Annotated in this window: 22 protein-coding genes, 1 tRNA gene and 5 pseudogenes; 7 read left to right on the top strand and 21 right to left on the bottom strand. The window is 69.5% G+C overall.

The window, feature by feature from the left end; translation table 11 throughout:
- Positions 1 to 4: 4 nt before the first annotated feature.
- The 7 genes and pseudogenes from trpC to AV541_RS04920 all read left to right on the top strand — a co-directional run bounded on the left by trpC (position 5) and on the right by AV541_RS04920 (position 4314).
- A complete protein-coding gene (trpC, locus tag AV541_RS04940) occupies positions 5 to 769 on the top strand; it encodes an indole-3-glycerol phosphate synthase TrpC (RefSeq protein WP_060384381.1) in 765 nt (254 codons plus the stop codon).
- A 4-nt stretch (positions 770 to 773) separates the two neighbouring features.
- A complete protein-coding gene (gene hisA / locus AV541_RS04935; RefSeq protein ID WP_060384380.1) occupies positions 774 to 1481 on the top strand; it encodes a 1-(5-phosphoribosyl)-5-[(5-phosphoribosylamino)methylideneamino]imidazole-4-carboxamide isomerase in 708 nt (235 codons plus the stop codon).
- Positions 1469 to 1785: pseudogene (locus AV541_RS04930) on the top strand (hypothetical protein). Before hisA ends, AV541_RS04930 begins: the two are co-directional and overlap by 13 nt.
- Positions 1782 to 1946, top strand: a complete 165-nt coding sequence (locus AV541_RS13535) for a hypothetical protein (protein ID WP_420855387.1) — start codon at positions 1782 to 1784, stop codon at positions 1944 to 1946. Before AV541_RS04930 ends, AV541_RS13535 begins: the two are co-directional and overlap by 4 nt.
- The gene (locus AV541_RS13530; protein ID WP_420855391.1) at positions 1943 to 2311 is read left to right on the top strand and encodes a DHH family phosphoesterase; all 369 of its coding nucleotides are present in this window, start codon (positions 1943 to 1945) and stop codon (positions 2309 to 2311) included. Before AV541_RS13535 ends, AV541_RS13530 begins: the two co-directional genes overlap by 4 nt.
- 416 nt (positions 2312 to 2727) lie before the next feature.
- A pseudogene (locus AV541_RS13525) lies at positions 2728 to 3779 on the top strand (DHHA1 domain-containing protein).
- Positions 3751 to 4314 (top strand): DUF6812 domain-containing protein, encoded by a 564-nt coding sequence (locus AV541_RS04920; RefSeq protein WP_060384379.1) that lies wholly within the window; start codon positions 3751 to 3753, stop codon positions 4312 to 4314. Before AV541_RS13525 ends, AV541_RS04920 begins: the two are co-directional and overlap by 29 nt.
- Here the strand turns inward: AV541_RS04920 and AV541_RS04915 are convergent.
- From AV541_RS04915 to ychF, 21 genes and pseudogenes are all read right to left on the bottom strand, one after another.
- Positions 4298 to 6886 carry a valine--tRNA ligase gene (locus tag AV541_RS04915; protein WP_060384378.1) on the bottom strand — a complete coding sequence of 863 codons (2589 nt, stop codon included), beginning with the start codon at positions 6884 to 6886 and terminating at the stop codon, positions 4298 to 4300. The genes AV541_RS04920 and AV541_RS04915 overlap by 17 nt on opposite strands.
- 81 nt (positions 6887 to 6967) lie before the next feature.
- Positions 6968 to 7753, bottom strand: coding sequence for an amino acid ABC transporter permease (locus AV541_RS04910; RefSeq protein WP_008632665.1), 786 nt, complete (start codon positions 7751 to 7753; stop codon positions 6968 to 6970).
- Positions 7754 to 7818: 65 nt separating this feature from the next.
- Complete coding sequence (locus AV541_RS04905) at positions 7819 to 8583, bottom strand: ABC transporter substrate-binding protein (RefSeq protein ID WP_060384377.1); 765 nt, start codon at positions 8581 to 8583, stop codon at positions 7819 to 7821.
- Between the two features lie 40 nt (positions 8584 to 8623).
- A complete protein-coding gene (glgP, locus tag AV541_RS04900; protein ID WP_082709637.1) occupies positions 8624 to 11083 on the bottom strand; it encodes an alpha-glucan family phosphorylase in 2460 nt (819 codons plus the stop codon).
- Positions 11084 to 11101: 18 nt separating this feature from the next.
- Positions 11102 to 12573 (bottom strand): annotated as a pseudogene (locus AV541_RS04895) (TrkH family potassium uptake protein).
- The gene (gene trkA, locus AV541_RS04890; protein WP_060384375.1) at positions 12545 to 13882 is read right to left on the bottom strand and encodes a Trk system potassium transporter TrkA; all 1338 of its coding nucleotides are present in this window, start codon (positions 13880 to 13882) and stop codon (positions 12545 to 12547) included. The pseudogene AV541_RS04895 and the gene trkA overlap by 29 nt, the downstream one beginning before the upstream one ends.
- A 12-nt stretch (positions 13883 to 13894) precedes the next feature.
- Entirely contained in the window at positions 13895 to 15199 is a 1305-nt protein-coding gene (gene rimO / locus AV541_RS04885; RefSeq protein ID WP_060384374.1) for a 30S ribosomal protein S12 methylthiotransferase RimO, read from the bottom strand.
- A 40-nt stretch (positions 15200 to 15239) separates the two neighbouring features.
- Entirely contained in the window at positions 15240 to 16097 is an 858-nt protein-coding gene (locus AV541_RS04880; RefSeq protein WP_060384373.1) for a RodZ domain-containing protein, read from the bottom strand.
- A 4-nt stretch (positions 16098 to 16101) separates the two neighbouring features.
- On the bottom strand, positions 16102 to 16947 hold the full coding sequence (locus tag AV541_RS04875) for a pseudouridine-5'-phosphate glycosidase (protein ID WP_060384372.1): 846 nt from the start codon (positions 16945 to 16947) through the stop codon (positions 16102 to 16104).
- 7 nt (positions 16948 to 16954) lie between these two features.
- Entirely contained in the window at positions 16955 to 17704 is a 750-nt protein-coding gene (locus tag AV541_RS04870) for a DUF4388 domain-containing protein (RefSeq protein ID WP_060384371.1), read from the bottom strand.
- Positions 17680 to 18468, bottom strand: coding sequence for a fructosamine kinase family protein (locus AV541_RS04865; RefSeq protein ID WP_060384370.1), 789 nt, complete (start codon positions 18466 to 18468; stop codon positions 17680 to 17682). The genes AV541_RS04870 and AV541_RS04865 overlap by 25 nt, the downstream gene beginning before the upstream one ends.
- Positions 18431 to 18916: a low molecular weight protein-tyrosine-phosphatase gene (locus tag AV541_RS04860; RefSeq protein ID WP_060384369.1), complete on the bottom strand. Its 486-nt coding sequence runs from the start codon at positions 18914 to 18916 to the stop codon at positions 18431 to 18433. Before AV541_RS04860 ends, AV541_RS04865 begins: the two co-directional genes overlap by 38 nt.
- Positions 18917 to 19006: 90 nt before the next feature.
- On the bottom strand, positions 19007 to 20557 hold the full coding sequence (locus tag AV541_RS04855) for a sensor histidine kinase (RefSeq protein WP_060384368.1): 1551 nt from the start codon (positions 20555 to 20557) through the stop codon (positions 19007 to 19009).
- Positions 20544 to 21278: an RNA methyltransferase gene (locus AV541_RS04850; protein WP_060384367.1), complete on the bottom strand. Its 735-nt coding sequence runs from the start codon at positions 21276 to 21278 to the stop codon at positions 20544 to 20546. Before AV541_RS04850 ends, AV541_RS04855 begins: the two co-directional genes overlap by 14 nt.
- On the bottom strand, positions 21266 to 21907 hold the full coding sequence (locus AV541_RS13060) for a penicillin-binding transpeptidase domain-containing protein (RefSeq protein WP_276325515.1): 642 nt from the start codon (positions 21905 to 21907) through the stop codon (positions 21266 to 21268). The genes AV541_RS04850 and AV541_RS13060 overlap by 13 nt, the downstream gene beginning before the upstream one ends.
- A gap of 107 nt (positions 21908 to 22014) precedes the next feature.
- Positions 22015 to 22293 (bottom strand): annotated as a pseudogene (locus tag AV541_RS13055) (penicillin-binding transpeptidase domain-containing protein); the annotation flags it as partial.
- A pseudogene (locus AV541_RS12225) lies at positions 22236 to 23175 on the bottom strand (transglycosylase domain-containing protein). The pseudogenes AV541_RS12225 and AV541_RS13055, both read right to left, overlap by 58 nt.
- Before the next feature lie 211 nt (positions 23176 to 23386).
- Positions 23387 to 23746: a PleD family two-component system response regulator gene (locus AV541_RS04840; protein ID WP_008631226.1), complete on the bottom strand. Its 360-nt coding sequence runs from the start codon at positions 23744 to 23746 to the stop codon at positions 23387 to 23389.
- A 43-nt stretch (positions 23747 to 23789) separates the two neighbouring features.
- Positions 23790 to 23863: transfer RNA gene (locus tag AV541_RS04835), tRNA-Gln, on the bottom strand.
- A gap of 50 nt (positions 23864 to 23913) precedes the next feature.
- Positions 23914 to 24147, bottom strand: a complete 234-nt coding sequence (locus AV541_RS11670) for an OsmC family protein (protein ID WP_209440257.1) — start codon at positions 24145 to 24147, stop codon at positions 23914 to 23916.
- Positions 24148 to 24333: 186 nt separating this feature from the next.
- Positions 24334 to 25440: a redox-regulated ATPase YchF gene (gene ychF, locus AV541_RS04820; RefSeq protein WP_060384365.1), complete on the bottom strand. Its 1107-nt coding sequence runs from the start codon at positions 25438 to 25440 to the stop codon at positions 24334 to 24336.
- Between the last annotated feature and the right edge of the window lie 49 nt (positions 25441 to 25489).

The following is a 25489-nucleotide window of genomic DNA, read 5'->3' as shown; positions in this document are numbered from 1 at the left end:
CCCCATGAGGCCCGACCTTTCCCGCGTCCCCGGGGTCCTGGGGGAGATCGCCAGGAAGCGGGCTTCCGAGGTGGCCCCCTATCCCCTCCCCGAGCCCCCTTCCGTGCCCTCCTTCAAGGAGGCCCTCCTCCGCCCGGGGCTTTCCGTAATCGCCGAGGTCAAGAAACAAAGCCCCTCCGCGGGGGTCATCAGGGAGGTGGACCCGGTGGAGGCCGCCTTGGCCTACGCGCGGGGCGGGGCGAGGGCGGTGAGCGTCCTCACCGAGCCCCACCGCTTCGGGGGAAGCCTTATGGACCTCAAGCGGGTGCGCGAGGCGGTGGACCTTCCCCTCCTTAGGAAGGACTTCGTGGTGGACCCCTTCATGCTGGGGGAGGCCCGGGCCTTCGGGGCGAGCGCCGCCCTCCTCATCGTGGCCCTTTTGGGGGAGCTTACGGGGGCCTACCTGGAGGAGGCGAGAAGGCTTGGCCTCGAGGCCCTGGTGGAGGTCCACACGGAGAGGGAGCTGGAGATCGCCCTCGAGGCCGGCGCGGAGATCCTCGGGATCAACAACCGCGACCTCGCCACCCTGCAAATCCATCTGGAGACCGCCCCCCGCCTCGGCCGCCTGGCGCGGGAGCGGGGCTATAGCGGGGTCTTGGTGGCGGAGTCCGGCTACGCCCGAAGGGAGGAGCTGAAGGCCTTAGAGGGGCTCTTTGACGCCGTCCTCGTGGGTACGAGCCTCATGCGAAGCCCAAATCTGGAGGAAGCCCTCCGCCAGCTTGTAGGATAGGGCCATGCGCCTCATCCCGGCGGTGGACCTGAAGTCGGGCAAGGCGGTGCGCCTCTACGAGGGGGATCCTGCCCGTGCGACCGTTTACGGGGATCCGGTAGAGGCCGCGCTGCGCTTCCAGGAGGAAGGAGCCACCCTCCTCCACCTGGTGGACCTGGACCGCGCCCTGGGCACGGGGGAGAACCGGGAGGCGGTGCGCCGGGTGGCGGCCTCCCTCTCCATCCCCTTCCAGCTCGCGGGGGGCATCCGGAGCCTCGAGGCCCTGCAGGAGGCCCTCTCCCTGGGGGCGAGCCGGGCGGTGGTGGGCACGGTGGCCGTGAAGGACCCGGGGCTTCTGGCGCGGATGCTGGAAGCGGTGGGCCCGGACCGCCTGGCCGTGGCCCTGGACGCCCGGGGCCTGGAGGTGGTGGTCTCGGGCTGGCAGGAGGCCGCCTCCGCCTCCGCCCTGGACCTCCTCCGGGCCTGGGCGGAAATGGGGGTGCGGACCCTCCTCTACACCGACGTCCGCCGGGACGGGACCCTGAAGGGCCTGGACCGGGAAGTGGTGGCCCGGGTGCGGGCGGCCTGGCCCCACGAGCTCATCGTGGGGGGAGGGATCGCCTCCCCGGAGGACCTCCACCTGCTCCAGACCCTGGGCGTGGACGGCGCTTTGGTGGGCAAGGCCCTCTACGAGGGCCGGATCCGGCTAAAGGAGGCGTCATGGCGCTCGTGAACTGGCTCCTTTTGGTGTCGGGGCTTCTCGTGGCGAGCACGGGGCTTTACCTCTACGGGACCTACCCCTTCCTCGCCCTCCCCACCCCCTGGGGCCCCTGGCCCCTCTACCTCCTCCTGCCGGGGGCCTTCCTCCTGGGCCTCGGCGTGGGGGGCTTTACGCCCTGGGCCTCGCCTGGGCCGGGCGGCGGGAGCGGGCGGCCGCCTGGAGGCGGGTCCGGGCCCTGGAGCGGGAGGTGGCCGAGCTGAAAAAGGCGCGCATAGAGGAGATCCCCCGCATCCCCGACCGGGACCTGGAGGCATGAGGGACCGGGTCCGCTGGCGGGTGCTTTCCCTCCCTCCCCTCGCCCAGTGGCGGGAGGTGATGGCGGCCTTGGAGGTGGGGCCGGAGGCCGCCCTGGCCTACTGGCACCGGGGCTTTAGGCGGAAGGAGGACCTGGACCCCCCCTCGCCCTCCTTCCCCTGAGGGGGCTGGAGGAGGCGGCGGCCCTCCTGGAGGAGGCGCTCCGCCAGGGGAAGCGGATCCGCGTCCACGGGGACTACGACGCCGACGGGCTCACGGGCACGGCCATCCTGGTTCGGGGCCTCGCCGCCTTGGGCGCCGACGTCCACCCCTTCATCCCCCACCGGCTGGAGGAAGGGTACGGGGTGCTGATGGAGCGGGTTCCCGAGCACCTCGAGGCCTCGGACCTCTTCCTCACCGTGGACTGCGGCATCACCAACCACGCGGAGCTTCGGGAGCTCGTGGAAAACGGGGTGGAGGTGATCGTCACCGACCACCACACCCCCGGCAAGACCCCTCCCCCGGCCTCGTGGTCCACCCCGCCCTGACCCCGGACCTTAAGGAGAAGCCCACGGGGGCGGGGGTGGCCTTCCTCCTCCTCTGGGCCCTCCACGAGCGCCTGGGCCTTCCCCCACCCCTGGAGTACGCCGACCTCGCCGCGGTGGGCACCATCGCCGACGTGGCCCCCCTTTGGGGCTGGAACCGGGCCTTGGTGAAGGAGGGCCTTTCCCGCATCCCCGCCTCCTCCTGGGTGGGGCTCAGGCTTCTGGCCGAGGCGGTGGGGTACACGGGAAAGGCGGTGGAGGTGGCCTTCCGCATCGCCCCCCGGATCAACGCGGCAAGCCGCCTCGGGGAGGCGGAGAAGGCCTTAAAGCTCCTCCTCACCGACGATGCGGCCGAGGCCCAGGCCCTCGTGGGGGAACTGCACTGGCTGAACGCCCGCCGCCAGACCCTGGAGGAAGCCATGCTCAGGAAGCTCCTCCCCCAGGCGGACCCCGAGGCCAAGGCCATCGTCCTCCTGGACCCCGAGGGGCACCCGGGGGTGATGGGCATCGTGGCGAGCCGCATCCTGGAGGCCACCCTCCGGCCCGTCTTCCTGGTGGCCCAGGGCAAGGGGACGGTGCGGAGCCTCGCCCCCATCAGCGCCGTGGAGGCCCTAAGGAGCGCCGAGGACCTTTTGTTGCGCTACGGGGGGCACAAGGAGGCGGCGGGCTTCGCCATGGACGAGGCCCTCTTCCCCGCCTTCAAGGCCCGGGTGGAGGCCTACGCCGCCCGCTTCCCCGACCCCGTGCGCGAGGTGGCCCTTTTGGACCTGCTCCCGGAGCCCGGCCTCCTCCCCCAGGTCTTCCGGGAGCTCGCCCTTTTGGAGCCCTACGGCGAGGGAAACCCCGAGCCCCTCTTCCTCCTCTTCGGCGCCCCGGAGGAGGCCCGGCGCCTCGGGGAGGGCCGCCACCTCGCCTTCCGCCTGAAGGGGGTGCGGGTCCTGGCCTGGAAACGGGGGGACCTCGCCCTGCCCCCGGAGGTGGAGGTGGCGGGCCTCCTCAGCGAAAACGCCTGGAACGGCCACCTCGCCTACGAGGTCCAGGCGGTGGACCTGCGAAAGCCAGAGGCGCTGGAGGGCGGGATCGCGCCCTTCGCCTACCCCCTGCCCCTCCTCGAGGCCCTGGCCCGGGCCCGCCTGGGGGAAGGGGTCTACGTCCCCGAGGACAACCCCGAGGGGCTGGACTACGCCAGGAAGGCGGGCTTCCGCCTCCTCCCCCCGAGGAGGCCGGGCTTTGGCTCGGCCTTCCCCCGAGGCCGGTCCTGGGCAGGCGGGTGGAGGTGGCCCTGGGGCGGGAGGCGCGGGCCAGGCTTTCCGCCCCCCCCGTCCTCCACACCCCCGAGGCCCGGCTCAAAGCCCTCGTCCACCGCCGCCTCCTCTTCGCCTACGAGCGCCGCCACCCGGGCCTCTTCAGCGAGGCCCTTCTTGCCTACTGGGAGGTAAACCGTGTACAGGAGCCCGCGGGAAGCCCATGAGGCCCGGATCTACACCGGGGCCTACCGGGTCTACGGGACGATCCACCTGGTGCCCGGGGCGGGCACCGCCGACCTCTTAAACCAGGAACGGCCCTACCTCCCCGTGACCGGGGCCCTGGTCTACGCTCCCGGTTTCCGCCATCCCCCGGAGGCCCGGGAGCTCAAGGCGAGCGTAAACTTCCTCGCCCTGCGCAAGGAGAGGGTCCAGTGGGTGGCCGGGGGGAGGCCCGCCGAGCCCCGGACGAGCCCGGCCCTCCTGGAGAGGAGGCGCCTCGCCTTCCTCTTCGGGGACTACCTTTTGGCGGGGGCGCTCCTCCTGCCGCGGGGAGTGCGGCTTTCCGACTTCCTCTCCCAGGCCAAGCCCTTCCAGACCCTAAAGGAGGCGGGGCTTTACCTCCTCGCCCCGGACAAGCCCCTCGTGGACCTAGACCCCCTGGAGCGGTTTCCCTTCCTCACCGTGAACCTGAGGCTCGCCGAGGGGGTGGTGGAGGCCCCCGGGGAGGCCTCGGACCCCCGGCTCACCCTATTTGGCTGAGGGCTTCCCGGATCCTCTCGGCCTGCGCCAGGTTCTCCCTAAGCCGCGCCTCCTCGGCCTCCACCACCTCCTTGGGGGCCTTTTCCCTGAAGCCCGGGGCGGAAAGCTTCTTTTGGCTCTTCTCCGCGAGGGCGAGGAGCTCCTTTAGGCGCTTTTCCTGGCGGCGCTTCCACTCCTCCAGGTCCAAAAGCCCCTCCAGGGGCATGCGCACCGTCACCTTGGGCATGGCCTTCACCAGGGCCTTCGCCGGCCTTTCGGGAAGGAGGTCGGCCCGGCTCAAGAAGCGGAAGACCTCCAGGTTCTCCCCCACGGGGGCGGTCTCCCCCTCGAGGTAGACCCGCACCTCCTGGGCCGGGGGAAGCCCGGCCTCGGCCTTCAAGGCCCTCACCGCCGTCACCGCCTGCTTCAGGGCCTCAAAGGCCTCCTCGGCCTCCTCATCCCTCTCCCCAGGCTCGGGCCAGGCCTCGAGGGCGAGTTCCTCCTTGCCGGTGAGGGCCTGGTAGAGCTCGCTGGTGAGGAAGGGCATCATGGGGTGGAGGAGCTTGAGGAGGACGGCGAGGACCTCCTCAAGCGTCCTTAGAGTGTGGGCGTTCCCCGCTTTGAGGGCGGGCTTCGCCGCCTCCAGGTACCAGTCGCAGAACTCGCTCCAGACGAGCTCGTAGACCTCCCGGGCCGCCTGGGCCAGGTCCAGGGCCTCGTAGAGGGCGGTGATCTCCTCCACGCCCTGGCTTAGGCGGCTTCGCATGAAGCGGTCCGCCAGGGTGGGGGTGTCCTCCTTGGCCTGGAAGCCCTCTCGGGAGAGAAGGACGAAGCGGGCGGCGTTGTAGAGCTTGTTGGCGAAGTTTCGGGCCATCTCCAGCCAGCGGAGGTCAAGCCGGATGTCCTGCCCCCCTGTGGCCAGGTAGGTGAGGGCGAAGCGAAGGGCGTCCGCCCCGTAGCGCTCCACCATCTCCAAGGGGTCTATGACGTTCCCCTTGGACTTGGACATCTTCTGGCCCTTCTCGTCCAGCACGAGGCCGTGGAGAAGGACGGTTTTAAAGGGCCTTTCCCCCATGAAGTGGTACCCCGAGACCTCCATGCGGGAGACCCAGAGGAAGAGGATGTCGTACCCCGTGACCAGCACGTCCCCCGGGTAGAAGGCCTTGAGGTCCTCCGTTTCCTCGGGCCAGCCCAGGGTGGAAAGGGGCCATAGCGCCGAGGAGAACCAGGTGTCAAAGACGTCCTCGTCCCGTTTTAAGCGGGGGCTCCCGCAGGCCTCGCAGGAGGTGGGGTCCTCCAGGTAGCGCTCAGGGCGGGGCACGTTCACCGCCTGGCAGTCCTCGCAGTACCAGGCAGGGATCTGGTGCCCCCACCAGAGCTGGCGGGAGATGTTCCAGTCCTTGACGTTCTCCAGCCAGTCCATGTTCACCTTCTTCCAGCGCTCGGGGACGAAGGCGATATCCCCCCGCCTGAGGCCTTCCAGAACCTCCTCCGCAAGGGGCCTCATCCTGAGCCACCACTGGGGGAATTGAGCGTACTCAATGGGGGTGCCGCAGCGGGAGCAGGTGGCGAGGGCAATGGTGTAGTCCTCCTCCTTCACCAGGTGCCCCACTTCCCGGAAAAGCTCCACCGCCTTCCTCCGGGCCTCAAAGCGGTCCAGGCCCCTCAAGGCCTCGGGGACCCTCTCCCCCTCCATCCTCCCCTCCAGGTTGATGACGGAAACGGGCTTTAGGCCGTGCCGCTCCCCGATCTCGTAGTCCAGGGGGTCGTGGGCCGGGGTGACCTTGAGGGCCCCGGTGCCGAAGTCCTTCTCCACGGCGGGGTCGGCGAGGATGGGGATCCAGACCTCGGTGAGGGGGATCCGGGCCCTCTTGCCGATGAGGTGCCGGTAGCGCTCGTCCTCGGGGTGGACGGCGATGGCCTGGTCGGCGAAGACGGTCTCGGGGCGGACGGTGGCGATCTCTATGAAGCCTCCCCCCTCCACCTCGTAGCGCAGGGTGTAGAGCTTGCCGGGGGTGGGCTCGGTCTCCACCTCGAGGTCCGAGAGGGTGGTCTCGCACCGGGGGCACCAGTTCACGAGCCTCGGGGCCCGGTAGGCGAGGCCCTCGTGGTAGTAGCGGCTGAAGGCGTAGCGCACCGCGCGGGAGCGCTTCTCGTCCATGGTGAAGGCCTCCCGGCTCCAGTCGGCGCTCGCCCCGAGGCGCTTAAGCTGCTTGAGGATCGTCCCCCCGGACTCCTCCTTCCACTGCCAGACCCTTTCCAAGAACTTCTCCCGCCCCAGGTCGTGCCGGGTCTTCCCCTCCTTGAGGAGGAGGCGCTCCACCACCACCTGGGTGGCGATCCCGGCGTGGTCGGTGCCGGGAAGCCACACCGCCTCAAACCCCCGCATCCGCTTGTAGCGGATGAGGGCATCCTGAAGGGAGTTATCCAGGGCGTGGCCCATGTGGAGGGAGCCGGTGACGTTCGGGGGCGGCATGAAGATGACGAAGGGGGGCTTGCCGCTTTTGGGGTTCGCCACGAAGGGGTTCTTCGCCCACTTCTCCGCCCACTTGGGCTCCACGGACTTGGGATCGTAGGCCTTGGGCAGGTCCATGCTACGCCCAGTTTACTAGGTGTCCGCGCGTGGATTTCGCCACCTGGAGCCCCCACCGCGGCTTTCGCTGCGCTGGGGCGCTTAGCGGCCGGGCAGGGCGAGGCGCCGCTCCAGGAGGTTGGTGAAGAAGGTGAGGAGGGTGGTGAGAAGGAGGTAGACCGCGGCCACGGCCAAGTAGACCTCCACGGGGCGGAAGGTGGCGGAGATGATGCGCTGGCCGGAGAGGGCGAGCTCCAAGAGGGTGATGACGCTCGCCAGGGAGGAGTCCTTGAGGAGGGCCACCACGTTGTTGACCAAAGGAGGCACCACGATCCTCAGGGCCTGGGGCAGGATGACGAAGCGCATGGTGTCCGCGGCGGAAAACCCCAGGGACCAAGCAGCCTCCCACTGCCCCTTGGGGATCGCCTGGATGCCGGCGCGGACCACCTCGGCGTTGTAGGCCCCCACGTTGAAGGCGAGGGCGATGAAGGCCGCCCAGTAGGGGGTGAGGGCCTGCTGCGCCCCCGGCCAGAGGGGCTGGAGGAGGAGGGGGAGGGCGTTGTAGGCGAAGAGGATCTGGACGAGAAGGGGCGTGCCCCGGATGACCCAGATATAGAAAGCGGCGGGGAGGCGCACCCAGGCCCGGGCGGAAAGCCGCGCCATCCCGGCGAAGACGCCGATGACGAGCCCCGCCGCCCCCGAGAGGAGGGTGAGCTTCAGGGTCACCTCGGCCCCCTGGGCCATGATCCGCCCGGCGGAGGCCGCCCGCTCGGGGCCGAAGCCCGTGAGGAGGAAGTAGCGCTCCAAAGCCCAGGAGAGGGCGTGGAAGAGGGCGAAGTACCCGAGAACGAGAAGAAGAACGAGGGCGAAAAAGCGGAGGTACCGCATGGGGCGAAAAGAGGCCCGGACGGCCTAGGGCCTTTAGGGCCTTTGGGCGTCCGGGCGTGGCAGGGTCACCTGCAGCGGACGTCCTCCCCGAACCACTTCTGGCTGATGCGGGCGTAGGTGCCGTCCTGCATCAGCTCGGCCAAAGCCCGGTTCAAAGCGCCCAGGAGGCTCTTGTTCCCCTTGGCCACGGCCATGGCCACCCGCTCCTGGAAGACGAGCTCGCCCACCTGGAGGGTGTTCTCCAGCTTCCTTTCCTTGATGGCCTCCTTGGCCACGAAGCGGTCGGTGATCCAGGCGTCAATGCGGCCCGCGAGGAGGTCCTGGAGGGCGTCAGGATCCCGCTGGTAGGTGCGCACCTCCTTGATGCCCGGGATCTTCTGGGCGGCCTCCATGTAGGTGGTGCCCACCTGGACCCCCACCACCTTGCCCTGGAGGTCCTTGGCCGTCCTCGGCCCCCCCTTCCGGCTCACGATGACCCCGCCGGTGCAGTAGTGGGGGTTGGTGAAGTCCACCGCCTTGGCCCGCTCCTCGGTGATGCCGTGGGAGGCGATGACGAAGTCAAACCGCCCCTGGTTGAGCTGGATGAGCAGGGTGTCAAAGGACTGGGCGATCCAGCGCGGCTTCAGGCCGAGCCGCTCGGCGATGGCGTTGCCCAGGTCCACCTCAAACCCGGTGAGCTGGTTCCGCTCGTCAAAGTAGTTGAAGGGAGGGAAGGCCCCCTCGGTGCCGATGCGGATCTCGCCGGAGCGCTTGATCTCCTCAAAGCTCCGCACCTGGGCCAAGGCCGCGCCCAAGGCCAGGACCAAAAGAAGTACCCATCCTTTACGCATGCTTCACCTCCTAAAGAACCCCGGAAGATTATACACGCCCCTAGGCCCAGCGCACCCACTCCACCCGGCCCGTCACGGGGTGGAGGAGGGCAAGGCGGAGGCCGTAGGTGTAGCTCCCGGGCCTTGTGGGGCGGAAGGCGGTGCGGTACCGCCCCGGGGCCACCTCCTCCAGGTCCACCACCTCCAGGCCGCCGCCCAAGCGGTGCACCACGAGCTGGACCCGGAGGTGGGGGCGGAGACCCTCCGGCACCTCCCCCTCGAGGACCGCCCCCACCTCCAGCCGCCCCCCGTTCAGGGTCAGGTCCCCGGGAACCTCGGGCCTGACCCCCAGGGCGTGGAAGGCGGGGAGGGCCTCGGCGAAGGCCCTTAGGGCCTCGAGGCGGGCCCGGGCCTCCTTCTCCCAAAGGGCGCCCCGCTCGTAGAGGGCGAGGTAGTCCCGGACCATCCGCCCCGCGCTGAAGTAGGGCCCCACGGTGCGGAGGCTCTCGTGGACCATGGACATCCAACCCGAGGAGTACCCCTCCAGGCCCTTGGCGTAGAAGAGGGGGATGACCTCGGACTCCAGGAGGTCGTAGAGGGCCTGGGCGTCGGCCACGTCCTGGGCCTCCTCACTCTCGTAGACGCGCTCGTCCCCGATGGCGAAGCCGTTTTTGCCGTTGTAGGCCTCGGCCCACCAGCCGTCCAAGACGCTGAGGTTGAGGGCCCCGTTGAGGGCGGCCTTCATGCCGCTTGTGCCCGAGGCCTCCATGGGCCGCCTCGGGGTGTTGAGCCAGACATCGGACCCCTGGGTGAGCACCCGGGCCAGGTACATGTCGTAGTCCTCGAGGACCACCATCCGGTCCTCAAGGCCGTACTCCCGGATCTTGCTCACGAGCTCCTTGAGGTAGGCCTTCCCCGCCTCGTCCTTGGGGTGGGCCTTCCCGGCGAAGACGAACTGGATGGGGTAAGGCCCCTTGAGGATGCGCAAAAGCCGCTCGGGGTCCTTGAAGATGAGGACCGCCCGCTTGTAGGTGGCGAAGCGGCGGGCAAAACCGATGGTGAGGGCCTCGGGGTCCAGGGCCTTCTCCGCCTCCCGCAGGCGGGCGGGCCCCTCCCCGTTGCGGCGGCGCTGCTCGTAGAGGCGCTGGCGCGCCTCCCGCACCAAGAAAAGTTTCAGGTCTTGGCGGATGCGCCAAAAAGCCTCCCCAAGCCCCTCCACCCGCCAGGTCTCCGGGTCCTCGGGACGCTCCAGCCACTCGGGCCCGAAAACCTCGGCGTAGTGGCGGCGAAGCCTAGGGTGGAGGAAGGTCCAGGTGTGCACCCCGTTGGTGATGTGGCCGATGGGCACCTCCTCTGCCAGGAGGCCCGGCCAAAGGTGGCGGAACATGTTCCGGGAAACCTCCCCGTGGAGGCGGGAGACCCCGTTGGCCTGGGCCGCCGTGCGCAGGGCGAGGTTGGACATGGAGAAGACCTTACCCCAGGGCTTCTCCTCCAGCCCAAGCCCGACGAAGGTGTCCCGGTCCACCCCGAGCTTCTCCCAAAACCCTCCCAGGTAGCGGTCCACGAGGTCAAGAGGGAAGGCGTCGTGCCCGGCGGGCACGGGGGTGTGGGTGGTGAAGAGGGCCGAAGCCCGGGCAAGCTCCAGGGCCTCCCGGAAGGAATACCCCTCGGCTACGAGCTCCCGGAGGCGCTCAAGGCCCAGGAAGGCCGAGTGCCCCTCGTTCATGTGGAAGAAGGCGGGGGCGAGGCCCAAGGCCCTGAGGAACCGCACCCCCCCGATGCCCAGGACGAGCTCCTGCTGGATGCGGGCCTCGAGGCCCGCGGCGTAGAGCCGGGCCGTGATCTGCCGGTCCTCGGGAGCGTTCTCCGGGAGGTCGGTGGTGAGAAGGTAGACGGGCACCGCCCCCACCTGCACCCGGTACCCCCCCACGTGGACCAGGCGGCCCGGGAACTCCACGGCCACCCGCACGGGCCTCCCCTCGGCGTCCTGGACCGGGACGAGGGGAAGCTCCTCGGGGCGGAGGGGCTCGTAGACCTCCACCTGCTCCCCTTCCGGGGAGAGGCGCTGGTGGAAATACCCCTCGTGGTAGAAGAGCCCCACCCCCACGAGGTTGAGGCCGAGGTCGCTCGCCGCCTTGACGTGGTCCCCGGCGAGGACCCCAAGCCCCCCGGCGTAGATGGGCAGGGAGCTGTGGAAGCCGTACTCCGCCGAGAAGTAGGCCACCAGAGGGCCTCGCTTCGTCCTGCGGGCCTCGAGGTAGGCCCTAAGCGCCTCCCGGGTGGCCTGGACCCGGGCGGCGTAGCCCGAGGTGCTCAGGGCCTCGAGGCGGGCGGGGTCCACTTCCAAAAGCAACTTGACCGGGTTGCCGCGGAAACGCTTCCAAAGCAAGGAATCGATCTCCTGGAAAAGCTCTGCCGCCTCCGGATTCCAACTCCACCAAAGGTTATAGGCCAGCTTCCTCAAACCCCTAAGGGCCTCGGGAAGCTCGGGCATGGCGGTAAGACGCCCAAGTACATTCATGGGGTGGATTATATACCCTCACCGAAGCCGCCGCCAGAGCTCCGGGCTGAAGAGGAGGACCACGGGAAGGATCTCTATCCGCCCCGCCCACATCTGGAAGATGAGGACCACCTTGGAAACAGGATGGAGTTCCGCAAAGGAACCCATGGGGCCCACCGTCCCCAGCCCCGGCCCGATGTTGCCGATGGCCTGGGCGCTTGCGGTAAAGGCCTCCACAAAACTCCCCTCCAAAAGGGCCAGGGTCAGGGTGCCGAAGCCAAAAAGAAGGGTGTAAAGGAAGATGAAGACGGAAACCTGCCGCAAGGCCTCCTCGGAAACCACCCGGTTGCCCAGGCGCAAGGGGAGGACCGCCCTGGGGTGGAGGGTGCGGGTGATCTCCCGCCTGAGAAGCCCGAAAAGCAAAAGCCAGCGCACCACCTTGATGCCCCCGCCCCCGAGCCCGCGCTTCCCCCCACGAACATGAGGAGCACCAGGATGGCCTGGGCCGGCACCACCCACTGAGCGAAGTCCACGCTGGCAAAACCCGTGGTGGTCACGATGGAGATCACCTGGAAGAAGGCATGGCGGAGGCTTTCCTCGAGGCCATAGAGGTGGTGGGTGTAGAGGTAAAGGGCCAGGAGAAGCCCGGCCAAAACCACCAGCACCGCATAGGCGCGAAACTCCGCATCCCGCCAAAGGGGCTTCACCTCCCGGCCGAAGAAGAGCCGGTACTGGAGGAGAAAGTTCACCCCGGCCAGGAACATGAAAAGGCTCCCCGCCCACTGGACGAGGGGGGCATAGGCAGCGAAGCTTTGGGGGTTAGGGCTGAAGCCCCCCGCCGGGGTGGTGGTGAGGGCATTGGCCAGGGCCTCAAAGAGGGGCACCCCCAGGGCCCAGTAGGCCAGAAAGGCTAGCCCCGTGAGGAGCACGTACACCCGGAGCACCGCCACGGCGGTGTGGCGGAGCCTGGGGGTGAGCTTTTCCTTTTCCACCCCGGTGCTCTCGGCAAAAAAGGCCTGGCGGCCCGCCACCTGGAGCTGGGGGAAGACCACCAAGAAGAGCACCACAATCCCAATCCCCCCCATCCACTGGGTCAGGCTCCGCCAAAGGAAAAGGCTTTGGCCGAACTGGCCGAAGTCCGCCAACACCGTGGCCCCGGTGGTGGTGAAGCCCGAAACCGCCTCAAAGAGGGCATCCAGATAACTGAGGCCCCCCGAGAGCCAGTAGGGCACCGCCCCCAGGGCAGGCACCAGGATCCAGAGGAGAGCCACGCTGGCGAAGACCTCCGCCCGCCGCGGCTGGGCCTGGGGGTGGCCAAGCCCCTGCAGCACCTTACCCAGCCCCACGCCAAGCCCCGCCCCTAGGGCAAAGCCCCGGGCATCCTCCCCCCATCCCAGGGCCAGGAGGGCGAAGAGGGCCATGAGGAGGCCAAAGCCCTGGTAGGTGAGGCCCAGGAGGTAGAGGCTGGAACGAAACCCCGGCCTAGCCGACGATGCGGGCCACGGTTTCATCCGCCACCTCCCGGGCCACCACCAGGAAAAGCCGGTCCCCGGGGAGGGCCTCGAGGTCCTCCCGGTAGAGCATCACCCGGTGGTCCCGCTCCAGGGCCACCGGGGCCACCTGGGAAGTGGCCAGGGCCCGGAGGGGCCTCGGCCGGAACCCCTCGGGAAGCTCCACCTCAAGCAGCTCAATGTTCTCGTCCATGGTGGACACGTGCTCCACGTTCTCCGGCCCCAAGAAGTCCAGCACGGCCCGAACCGCCGCCTGGCGGGGGGTAAGGGGCAGGTCAATCCCCACTTGCTCAAAAAGTCGGCGGGTCTCCGAGCGGGAAACCCGGGTGATCACCTTGCTCACCCCAAGCTGCTTGGCGAGCAAGGAGGCCAGGAGGTTCTTCTCGTCGTTGTCGGTCACCGCCACCACCGCATCCGCCTCCTGCATGCCCTCGGCCTCCAGAAGCTGCAGGTCCGTGCCGTCCCCCTGGATGATGAGGGCCCCGGGGAGCTCCTGGGAAAGCCACTCGCACCGCTCCCGGCTAGGCTCGATGATCACCACCTCCAGCCGGCGCCGGAGGAGTTCCTGGGCCACCATGAAGCCCACGTTCCCCCCGCCGATGACCATCACCCGGCGCACGCCACGCCCGGTGGCGAAGCAGGCCTCCAGCTCGGGGAAGGCCCGCAAGGAGGTGACGAAAAGGAGCTTGTCCCCGGGCTCCAGGACCAGCTCGGGGAATTCGGGGTGGGCGAAGCTCAAGAAGGCTCCGTCCCGCACCACCCCCACCACCAACGTCCCCTCGGGCCAGGAGAGCTCGGAGAGGAGGCGGTGGGCGTAGGCCCCCCCCTCCTTCACCCGGTACTCCACAAAGCGGAGCCGCCCCCCCGCCAGCACCTCGGTGTCCACCGCCCCGGGCACCAGGATCACCTCCACGATCTCCCGGGCCATGGCCCGCTGGGGCCAGAGGACCTTGTCGATGCGCGTGCCTAGGATCTCCGCCGTGCGGGGGTCGTCGAGCACCTCCACATACCCACCCTTGCCCACAAAGCACAGGGTTTCCTTGGCCCCCAGGCCCTTGGCCAGGAGGCTGGCCAGGAGGTTGATCTCGTCGGAGTCGGTGCTGGCGATGAAGAGGTCCGCCCGGTCCACCCCGGCTTCCCTCAAGGTGTCGGGGTCCGTGGCCCCCCCCACCACCACCTTCACGTCCAGGTGGGCCAGGCGTTCCTTGGCCTGGGGGTTGCGGTCGATGACCACCACCTCGTGGGCCTTCTCCAGGGTGCGGGCCAGCTCCCCGCCCACCTCTCCGCCCCCGGCGATGACGATGTACATACCGCCCCTATCCTAAACCTGGACCCCGTGGAGGTCGTAGGTGTCGGCCCGAATGATGCGCACGGGGATCCTCTCCCCTACCCGCACGGTGCCGTCCGTCTCCACGTAGACCACCCCGTCTATGCCCGGGGCGTCCCGGTAGGTGCGGCCTACGGCGAGGCCGGGCTCGGGAAGCTCGTCTACCAGGACCTCCAGGGTCTTGCCCACGAAACGCTGGTTCTTCCTGAGGCTCACCCGGGCCTGCAGCTCCAAAAGCCTCGCCTTGCGCTCCTCCTTCACCTCCTCGGGAACGTGGCCTTCCAGGCGGTTCGCCTCCGCCCCCTCCACGGGGGAGTAAGTGAACACCCCCACCCGGTCCAGCTCCGCCTCCTCCAGGAAGTCCAGGAGGATCTGGAAGTCCTCCTCCGTCTCCCCGGGGAAGCCCACGATGAAGGTGGAGCGGACCGCCAGGTGGGGCACCACCTCCCGCCAGGCCTTGAGGGTCTTGAGGTGGCTATGGTACCCCCCGGGGCGGCGCATGCGACGGAGGATCCTTTCGGAAGCGTGCTGGAGGGGCACGTCCAGGTAGGGCAGGACCTTCCCCTCGGCCATAAGGGGAAGGAGGTCCTTGACGTGGGGGTAGGGGTAGACGTAGTGGAGCCGGATCCAGGCCCCGAGCTCGGCCATGTGGGTGAGGAGGTCCTTAAGCTCCGCCCGCACCAGCCGATCGCCCCAAAAGCTTTCTCGGTGCCCCAGGTCCACCCCGTAGGCCGAGAGGTCCTGGGCCACGAGGAGGAGCTCCTTCGTCCCCGTGGCCACGAGCCTCGCCGCCTCGGCGAGGACGTCGGCGGCGTCGCGGGAGCGGAGCCTTCCCCGCAGCTTGGGGATGATGCAGAAGCTACAGCGGTGGTCGCACCCCTCGGAAAGCTTCACGTAGGCGTAGTGCCTCGGGGTGAGCTTGACCTGGGGAGGGATGAGGTCTAAGAAGGGGTCCCTGGGGGCGGGGAGCACCTCCTGCACCGCCTCCAGAACCCTTTCCACCTCCCCCGGACCCGTGACGGCGAGCACCTGGGGGTGGCGCTCCCGGATCTTCTCGGGGCGCGCCCCCAGGCAGCCCGTGACCACCACCTTGCCGTTTTCCTTGAGGGCCTCGCCGATGGCCTCGAGGCTCTCCTCCACCGCCTCGTTGATGAAGCCGCAGGTGTTGACGATGACGAGCTCCGCCTCCTCGTAGCTGGGGCTCGTCTCGTACCCCAGGGCCTTGAGCCGGGAAAGGATCTGCTCCGAGTCCACCAGGGCTTTGGGGCAGCCCAAGCTGACAAAACCGATCTTCGCCATACGCCTCCCGGGGGCTCGGCCCCAACAAACCCCAAGTATATCAGGGGTAGCGCCGGGTGACGGGGATGCCGGGCTCGCCCATGGGCCCCAGGTCCTTCCCCCCGAGGATGACCCGCACCGCCCCCGGGTTGCCCGAGCGCACCTCCACGGGGAGGTCAAAGACGAGCTCCGACCCCACCTCCGGGATCCCCTCGTAGAGGCGCTCCCCGCCCCGGGTGACCCTGAGCCAACTCCGCCCCTCCACCTTCAGGACGAGCTTGTCGGCGGGAGCCTCCTTGGATGCCTCTTCCTCAGGAGGCTTCTCGGGGGTGAGGGCGAGGCTTAGGCTCAGGTTCCGGTCCAGGAGGATCCTGCGCTCCAAGGGGACGTACCCGGGGCGTTCCAGGCGCAGGACCCGTTCTCCCCCTTCCAGGGGCGGGGTCTCCAGGGGCGTCTGTCCCAGATAGAACCCGTCCAGGTAAACCCGGGCCCCCGGGGGGTCGCTCTGGACCCGGAGGGTGTAGCGGCTAGGGGCCTCGGGCGGGGACGGCGGGGGAAGCTCCACCACCTTCTCCGGAGGCCTAGGCCAGAGGAAAAACCCCGCGTAGAAGAGGCCGCCGAGGAGGGCAAGGGCCAGGGCCCAAGGCCAAAGGGCCCGGCGGGGGCGGGGCGGGGCGGGGGGCGGGAGGGAGGGCGCGCTCGGGTAGAGGGCGAGGAGGGGCCCCGGGTCCAGGCCCAGAAGGAGGGCGTAGCGCCGGAGGTACCCCCGGGCCAGGGCCGGCTCGGGAAGCCGCTCAAAGCGGCACTCCTCCAAAGCCTCGAGGACCTCCGCCTTCAGGGCAAGCTGCCGCGCCGCCTCCCCCAGGGAAAGCCCCCGACGCTCCCGCGCCTCCCTCAGCTTCTCGCCGAGCTCGCACACATGCCTATTCTAGCCCTGCCAGGACCAAGGCGACCTGGGCCGCAAGGCGGGCGTTCTCCAGGAGGAGCCTCCGGTTGACCCGGTCCGTCTCCCCCGAGGAGAGCTCCGAGAGCTTCCTCAAGAGGTAGGGGGTGAGGGCCTTCCCGAAGACCCCCTCCCGGGCCGCCATCCGGCCCGCCTCCTCCACCCAAAGGGCCACCTGCTCGTAAGGGAGCCCCTGGGACACCGGGTTCACCAGGAGCACCCCTCCGAGGCCCAAGGCCCGGGCCCGGCGGTAGACGCGGGCCGCCTCCAAAGGGGTGTCCACCCGGGCGGGGACGGGGAAAGGGGAGTCCGGGGAAAAGAAGGCAGGGAGGCGGTCCGTCCGGTAGCCCACCAGGCTCACCCCCAAAGTCTCCAGGCGCTCCAGGGTGGCCTTTAGGTCCAGGATGGCCTTGGGGCCGCTAGAGACCACCAGAACTGGGGTCCGGGCCAAGGCCCAAAGGTCGGCGCTCTCGTCGTAGGGCTCGGGGTGTACCCCCCCGATCCCCCCGGTGGCGAAGACGGGGATGCCGTGGAGGTGGGCCAGGTGGACCGTGGCCGCCACCGTGGTCCCGGCGCTCTTTCCCTGGGCGAGGAGGGCCGCGAGGTTCCAAAGGCTCGCCTTCTCCGCCCCGCCCGCCGCCAAGGCCTCCATCTCCTCGCGCGGTAAGCCCACCCGCACCTCCCCCCGCACCAGGGCGATGGTCTTGGGGATGGCCCCCTCCTCCCGCACCGCCTCCTCCAGGGCCAGGGCCACCTCCAGGTTCAAGGGATAAGGCAGGCCGTGGGTCAGAACCGCGGACTCCAAAGCCACCCGGGCTTCGCGCATGGGGCCACTATACCTCGGGCCAGACCAGGACCTCTTCCCCCGCCTTCAGGCCGTGGAAGAGGAGCTCCGGGGAAAGGCTCAGCACCACCCCGAGGCCCTCCGCGCCCTCCACGGGTAGAACGGCCTCCCGCTCCCCGGCCCGGACACGGACCCGCAGGACCCGGCCGAAGTGCTCCCGCCAGGCCTTAAGGAGGAGGATGTCCACCTGGGCCCCCTTCCCCCCTAAGGCCACCCGGAGCCTGGCGGTGCGGGGCACCCGGGGGGAGACCTCCACGAGCCAGAGGCGGGCGAGCTGCCCAAGCCCCTTGAGCACCCGGCCCAGGGGAAGCCCCGTGGCCGCCGCGAGGTCCAAGGGGCTCTTCCCCCCGGAGGCCGCCTGGAGCAGGGCAAAGGCCTCGGGCTCGAGGGTGGCCTGGGCCTCGAGGCCCGCCGCCGTGGGCCGCACCAGGTCAAAAGGCCCCACCTCCACCCCCTCCCCCAGGCGCCGGACCGCCTCCAGGAGGTAGGCCTCCAGCGGGCCCTCGAGGGTCCGCCTGGGCGCGGCCTCCCCCGGGAAGAAGCGGAAGCGCCCCTCCTTGAGGGCGAGGACGGCGAGGAGGGCCTCCGCCCCTTCCGCCCCCCCATAAGCGGCGTGCACGGGGCGGCCCCGCTCCAGGTAGACCTCCCCACCCTCCACCCGGAACGCCCCCGTCTTCCCCCCTTGGGCGAGGAGCTGGAGGAGGTCTATGGGGCCTAAGAGGCGGAAATCGCCCTCCACAGCGCCCCCAAGTAGCCCCGGCCGAAGAAGTGGACGTGGGCCAAGAGGTAGTAGACCTGGTAGCGGGGAAGGGCCCTTTCCACCTCCTCGGGAATGGGGTAAAGCTCCCCGTAGACCTCCCAGAATCTTCGGGGAAACCCCCCGAAAAGGCGCATCATGGCCAGGTCCACCCCCCTTTCCCCCACGAAGAAGGAGGGGTCCAGGAGCGCCGGCCCCTCCGGGGCGAAGTAGACGTTCCCGTGCCAAAGGTCCCCGTGGAGGGGCGCAGGGCCCTCGGCGGGAAGGGGCCTTTGGTAAAGGGCCTCCACCTTGGGGCCGAGGCCCTGAAGCCGGTCCCAGGTGGCCTCGAGGAGGGGAAGGACGCACCGCTCGTAGAAGAAGGCGGTCCACGCCCCGCCCTCCCGCCCAGGAAGGGGGAAGGTGCCGAGGAAGCCAGGCTCGGCGCGGTAGGCCGCCTCCCGCCTCCGGTGGAGGGCCGCAAGCATCCGGGCCAGGCCCTCCCAGTCCTCGGGGCCGGGCTCTAGGTACTCCAGGACCAGGCCCTCCTCCCCCACCCAGTGGACCCGGGGCACCCGCACCCCGCGCTCGGCCAGGGCCTGAAGCCCCCGGGCCTCGGCCCGGAAGAGACCGGGCGGGGGGTCCTGGGCCGTTTTCACCACGAACCGCCCCACCCGCCACACCCGGGAGATGTCCCCCCCGTGGAGGGGGAGGGCCGGGCCTTCCGCCTCAAGCCCGGTCTTCCGAAGCAGGGCTAGGGGATCCATGCCGGTCCAAGAAGGCCTTCAAGGCCGCCTCCAGGGTCCAGTAGACCTCCCGGAAGTCCTCTAGATCCCCGTAGTAGGGGTCCTGGACCTCGCCCCCGCCAAGCTCCTCCAGGACCAGGCGCACCTTGCCCCGAGCCTCGGGGAAGCGCCTCAGGACCTCCTCCAGGTTCTCCCGGTCCATGACCAAGATGTGGTCGTAGGTGAGGACATCCTCCCGGCTTAGCCTCCGGGCCACGTGGGGGAAGTAGGCCCCCTCCTCCTCCAAGACCCGCCTCGCCCGGGGGTCCATGGGCTCGCCCACGTGCCAGGCCCCGGTGCCCGCCGAGTCCACCTCAAAGCGGTCCTCGAGGCCCCGCTCCTTCAGGAGCTTGCGGAAGATGCCCTCGGCCATGGGGCTACGGCAGATATTCCCCAGGCAGACGAAAAGAACGCGCACGGGCCGGTCCATGCCCCCATGATACCTTTCCCTTCCGTTCGCCTTGACGGTGGGAGGACCTTCTTTGGGGCCCCTACCGTGGCGAAAGCCACGGTGGGGTACCTAGTAAGGCACCTCCGCCCCCACCTCCGTCCCCCGCCCCGGCACCGAGACCACCCAGAACCGCCCGCCCCGGGCCTCCACCCTCTCGCGCATCTGGGTGAGGCCAAACCCGCCAAGACCCTGGGCCTTGGGAACGGCGAAGCCCTGGCCGTTGTCCCGCACGACGAGCCTCGCACCCCTTTCCCCCAAGGGCTCCAGCACCACCTCCACCCGGGTGGGCCTGGCGTGCTTGGCGGCGTTGGTGAGGGCCTCCTGGAGGACCCGGAAGAGGACGAGCTCGCTCGCCTGGGAGAGGCCCACGCTTTGGGGAAGGGAAAGCTGGACCCTAAAGCCCGCCTGCTCGGCGAAGGCCTGGGCGTAGCGGCGTAAGGACTCTAGAAAACCGTAGCGCTCCAGGTCAATGGGCCTTAGGGCGAAGATGCTCCGCCGCACCTCGCGGATCTGGGCCCTAAGGGTTTCCCGCACCTCGGCGAGGGCCCCCAGGGCCGCCTCTTTGTCCTTCTCCAAAAGCCGCTCCACTAGGTCCAGCTTCAGGGCCATGAAGGCGAGGCTTTGGGCGAGGCCGTCGTGGATCTCCCGGGCAATGCGGGTGCGCTCCTCGTTGATGGCGAGTTCCTCCGCCTTCAGGTAGGCCTGGGCGTTCCGCACCGCCAGGGCCACCTGGGAGGCGAGGAAGGAGAGGAAGGGGATGCGCCGGGAAAGGTCCTCGCCCTTGAGGACAAGCACCCCCACGGGCTCCCGCGCCTTTAAGGGGAGGGCCAGGACCCCCTTTTCCACGAAGACCGGGCCCTGGAGCGCCGCCTTCCAGGCCCCCTCGGGGAGGAAGGGGTGGGAGGGAAGGGCAAGCCCCTGGACCACCCGGGCCAGGAGAAAGCCCTCCTCGTCCAAGAGGAGGACCCCACCCCCCTCGGCCCCCGCCCAGGCGCGGATCCGGTCCAAAAGCCCCTCTAGAAGCCGATCCAGGTTGGCCTCGGCCTTCAGGGCCTGGTCCACCTCAAAAAGGGTGAGGAGGTCGCGGCTCCGGGCCACCACCGCCTGGAGCGCCCCCGCCACCTCGTGGGCCAGGACCTCCAGGAAGACCTGGTCCGTCCCGTCCCCGCAGGCCTCCAAGTACCCCTTAAGCCCGGGCAGGGCGACCCGCCGGCCCCCGCCGCACCCCTCCCCCGAGCGCACCCCCTCGGCCTCGAGGGCCACGGGGTACCCCAGGGTCTCCTCCAGGCCCCGGGCGATGCGTAGCACCGCCTCCTCCAGGTTTTCGCTCGCCAGGGCCTCGCGGAAAACCCGCTCCGAGGCGAGGAGCCTCCGGTTCGCCTCCTCCAGGGCCCGCTCGGCCCGGGCCTTCTCCAGGACCTCCTGGGCGATCCACTCCAGGACCGCGTAGGTGACCAGGGGCCCCACGAGGCCGTAGAAGCCCAGGCGGAGCCAGAAGAGGGCGCTGGTGTGGTCAAAGGGGGAAAGGGCGAGCTCAAAGGCCAGGACCACCAGGGCGATGGCGGGGGGAAAAAGCCTTTGGGCCAGGCGGACGAGGCGGTAGAGGCTATGCTCCGTCATCCTTTCTCCTCTGGGCGAAGCGGCTCTGGTGAAGGAGACCCCGGAGCATCTGGACCTCCCCCAGGGTGAGGCCGGCCTTGTGGAAGATCCGCCGGAGGCGGCGCATGGCGTAGGGGAAACGGCGCTCGTCGGTGAAGCCGATCTCCAGGATGTACCGCCCCAGGTCCTGGAAGAAGGCCTCGAGGGCCTCCACCGGGGCGGGCTCGCCCTCCTCCTTTAGGCCCACCCCCTTTCCCTGGCGCTTGAAGAGCTCATAGGCGAAGACCACCACCGCCTGGGCCAGGTTCAAGGAGGGCTGCTCCGGGGCCGTGGGGATGTAGCCGATGAGGTGGGCGAGCTCCAGCTCCTCGTTGGTGAGGCCGAAGGTCTCCCGCCCGAAAACCAAGGCCACCTCCCCGGGGAAGGCCGCCACCCGGTCCGCCACCTCCCAGGCCGGGGCGACGGGGGCGGGGTAGACCTCCCGGGGACGGCCCGTGGTGGCCACCACGAGCTGCGCCCCCCGAAGGGCCTCCAGGAGGCTCCCCGCCACCTGGGCCTTCTCCAGCACCTCCTCGGCGTGAACGGCAAGCCAGTAGGCCTCCTTGGCCCAGGGCGGACCCACCCGGGGCGGGGGGTTCACCACGTAAAGGCGGGAAAGCCCGAAGTTCCGCATGGCCCGGGCCACCGCCCCCAGGTTCATCGGCTCCTGGGGCTCCACCAAGACGACCCTTACCCGCTCCACACCGCCCTCCTAAAGCCCGCCCTCCGGGGGTGTGAGGAGGGGGAGGGGAAGGGGCAAGGCGGGGCTTTCCTCCGGGGGCCTCTCCGACGGCACCTTGCCCTCGGGCACGTAGACCACCACCCCCTTTTCGCTCGGCAGGCCGGTCTCCAGGTCCACCCGCACGGGCACAAGCCCCGAAGGGGGGGAAAGTCGCCCCCAGGGCGCCCCTTTAGGGCCTCGGCCACGAAGTCCCGCCAGATGGGGGGGTTGACCACGGAGCTACTGGGCTCCCTCCCCCCCATCCTGAGGGGCCGGTTGTCGTCCCGCCCCACCCAGACCACGGCGGAAAGCCCCCGGGTTACCCCGGCGAACCAAAGGTCCCGGGCCTCGTTGGTGGTGCCCGTCTTCCCCCCCACCACCCGTCCCGGGATCCGGGCCCCCTTGGCGAGGCCCCTCTCCCCCAGGTCGTAGACGTACCCCTTGAGGAGGTCCCAGCCCTGGTAGGCCACCTCCGGGCTGAAGAGCCGGGTCCTGTGGGGGGCGGCCTGGTACAGGACCCGGCCCGCCTGGTCCTCCACCCGCAGGACCAGGAGGGGAGCCACCCGGTAGCCGCCGTTGGTGAAGGCGGCGTAGGCCGCGGCCAGGTCCACGGGGGTGATGGAGGCCCCCCGATGGCGATGGCGGGGACGGCGTAGCGCACCGCGAACCCCGCCTGGGCGAGCTTCGCCGCCACCCGGTCCAGGCCCACCGCCTGGGCGGTGTAGACGGCGGGGAGGTTGAGGGAAAGGTCCAGGGCGTAGCGCACCGTAATCTCCCGGTTCAGGAAAGTGCCGGAGAAGTTCTTAGGCCTCCAGACACCCCCTGGCTGGCTCGGGTCCTTGAACTCCATGGGCCGGTCGGGCACCAGGGTCACCTGGGTCCAGCCCGCCTCCAGGGCGGTGGCGTAGACGAAGGGCTTGACCGCGCTCCCCGGGTTTCTCAGGGCCCGGGTCGCCCGGTTGTACTCGTCGTTCTCCCGGCGCACCCCCCCCACCATGGCCAAGACCTCCCCGTCTCCGGGTCCAGGCCCACGATGGCGAGGTCCGCCCCATCGGGAAGCCGCGCCCTCTGGGCCGCCTTCTCCGCGGCCTCCTGCATCCTGGGATCCAGGGTGGTGTAAACCCTAAGCCCCCCCTCCCCATAGACCTTCTCCTTGCCGAAGCGCTCCTCCAGGAAGCGCCGGACCTCGAGGACGAAGTGGGGAGCGAGGCGGTAGTCCACGGAGCGGAGGATGCGGGCCTCCGGGTCCACCAGGCGGGCCTCCAGAAGGTTGCCTTCCTCGTCGTAGCGCACCTCCCAGCCCCGGGGCTTAAGCGGCTCCTTCCAGGCCCGCTCCGCCAGGGCCTCGGTGATCCAGCCCTCCCGGACCATCTCGTTCAGGATCCGGCGCATGCGGCGGCGCACCCCCTCGAGGTCCTGGTAGCGGGCGTTGGGGGCGGGGATAAGGCTCGCCAAGTAAAGCCCCTCGGCGAGGGTCAGGGCCGCGGGGTCCTTGCCGAAGTAGGCCTCGGCGGCGGCGCGGATGCCCACGGCATTCCCCCCCAGGGGATCACGTTGAGGTACATCTCCAGGATCTCCGCCTTGGTGTAGCGCCTCTCCAGCTCCAGGGCCAGGACCCACTCCTTCACCTTGCGCTCCAGGGTGCGGGCCTGGGCGAGCTCCTTGAGGAGGGTGTTCTTGATGACCTGGGTGGTGATGGTGCTCCCCCCTGGAGATCCCCGGTGAGCACCGCGTACAGGGCCCCGAGAAGCCGCACGGGGTCCACGCCGTAGTGGCTGTAGAAGCGCCGGTCCTCGGAGAAGACGATGGCGGCAAGGGCCGCGGGCGAAACCTCGGAGAGGCGGACCAGGCTCCGGTTGATGGCCCGCCCGTCCTCCACGCTGGCGAGGAGGGCGAGGATGGAGCCGTCCCGGGCGTAGAGGGTGGTGGTGGCGGTGAGCCTTAACCGCTCAAAGGCGGAGAGGTCGGGCAGGTCCCGGGTGTAGGCGTAGGCCAAATAGCCCAACGCCGCCGCCCCGCCCAAAACCGCCCCCAAAAGGCCCCAGAGGAGTAGCCGCGCAAGCCGCACGAGCACCAGTTTACCCAAACCCCTACGCCAGGCCCAAAAAGCGGTAGAGCTTCTCGCGGGTCAGGGGCTTCTCCATGGCCTGGACCCGGACGACCTCCGCCGTGGTGCGGAGCTTTTCCGAAGGGGGGATGAGGACGGCGACGGGCACCTCCTTGAGCCTGCGCACGTGGCGGATGCGGCTTGCGACGGCGAAGGGGTCCACGTCCAAATCGGTGTCCAGGAGGATGGCCTTCGGGGTGTGGTCGCGCAACCAGAAGAGGGCCTCCTTGGCCGAGGCGAAGTAGCGGACGGGAAGCCCCTTGGGCTCCAGGGCAAGCTCCGCGTAGACCCAAAGGGGCTCGTGGGGGCTCACCAGGAGGAGGCCGTCAAAGGAGGCCGCCACGGGCGCATTTTATGGGGAACCTGCGAAAACCTTGTGAAAAACTTGGCTGGGGCGGGTGGACTCGAACCACCACCGGCGGATCCAAAGTCCGCTGTCCTGCCGTTAGACGACGCCCCAGCGAAGGGCCAAAGGCCCAGAGGGGATTTTAGCCCATGGGCAGGTCTAGGTCAAACCACCCGGACCTCGAGGTCCACACCCCCCCGCAGGGTGTTGGCCACGATGCAGGCCCGCTCCGCCATGGTCACGAGCTTCTCCAGAAGGGCCCTGTCCTCGGTCCTGGCCTGGACCTCCATGCGGATCTGGCGGTAGCGGGGCGGGGCCTCGGCCAAGGTGCCCTCCACCACCCGCACCTCCCCGATGGGGGCCTCCCGGGCCCGGATGGCGGCGAGGAGGTTGCTCAAGAAGCAGCCCCCCAAGGCCACGAGGAGGAGCTCGCCCCCATGGCCCCCGGTCCTCCCCGCCCTTCTCCACGGGACGGTCCACCAGGACGCGGTGCTTCCCCCGCACCACCCCCTCCGAGGTGGAGGGGCCGAGCTGCGAAAGCTCCACACGCACGGTCGCGGCCATGGGGAAAGGGTAAAGGAAAGCTAGGCGTTGAACAGGACGTAGATCACATCCCCGTCCTGGACCTCGTAGTCCTTGCCCTCGAGGCGCACCCAGCCCCTTTCCTTGGCCCTCGCCCACCCCCCGGCCTCCACCAGTCTGTCCCAGGGGATGACCTCGGCCCGGATGAAGCCCCGCTCCATGTCCGAGTGGATCTCCCCCGCGGCCTCGGGGGCCTTGGTGCCCCGGCGCACGGTCCAGGCCCGCACCTCCTTTTCCCCGGCGGTGAAGAAGGTGATGAGCCCCAAGGCGGCGTAGCCCACCCGGGCCAGGCGCTGAAGCCCGCTTTCTTTCAAACCATAGGCGGCGAGGAGCTCCTGGGCCTCCTCGGGGGGAAGCTCGGCGAGCTCCGCCTCGAGGCGGGCCGAAACCACCACAAACCCCGCCCCCTCCGCCAAGGCCTTTTCCCGCACCGCCCGAACGTGGGGGTTTCCCTCCCCCTCGGGCAGGTCCTCCTCGGCCACGTTGGCCACGTAGATCACCGGCTTGGCGGTGAGGAGGGGGGTTTCCTTGAGGAAGCGGCCCAGCTCCTCGGAAGGGGGGAAGGTGCGGGCGGGCTTGCCTTCCTGGAGGTGGGCGTAGAGACTTTCCACCGCCTCCAAGAGGGGAAGCTTCTCCCGGTCGGCCCGGGCCTCCTTCCTAAGGCGCTCCAAGCGCCTTTCCAGGGTGGAAAGGTCGGCCAAAAGGAGCTCCGTCTCCACCACCTCGGCGTCCCCCAAGGGGTCCACCCGGCCCATGACGTGGACCACCTCGGGGTCGGGAAAGCAGCGGAGGACGTGGGCGATGGCCGCCACCTCGCGGATGTGGGCCAGGAACTGGTTGCCCAAGCCCTCCCCCTTGTGGGCCCCCTTGACGAGCCCGGCGATGTCCACGAACTCCACGTGGGTGGGCACCACGGGCGGAACCCTTTCCCCCTTGGCGAAGACCTTCTGCAAGGCGTAAAGCCGCTCGTCCTCCAGGGGCACCACCCCCACGTTCTTGTCTATGGTGGCGAAGGGGTAGTTGGCGGCTAGGGCGTTCGCCCGGGTCAGGGCGTTAAAAAGGGTGGACTTGCCCACGTTGGGTAGACCTACGATTCCTACGGCAAGCATCTTTGGACCTCAAAAAAAGCCCCAAGCGGGGCCTCTTTTCATCCTATCA

Origin of the sequence: Thermus parvatiensis, assembly GCF_001535545.1 — a bacterium.
Lineage (GTDB): Bacteria > Deinococcota > Deinococci > Deinococcales > Thermaceae > Thermus > Thermus parvatiensis.
The sequence above is the reverse complement of the archived record's forward strand: the minus strand, read 5'-3'. Positions and strand labels throughout refer to the sequence as shown.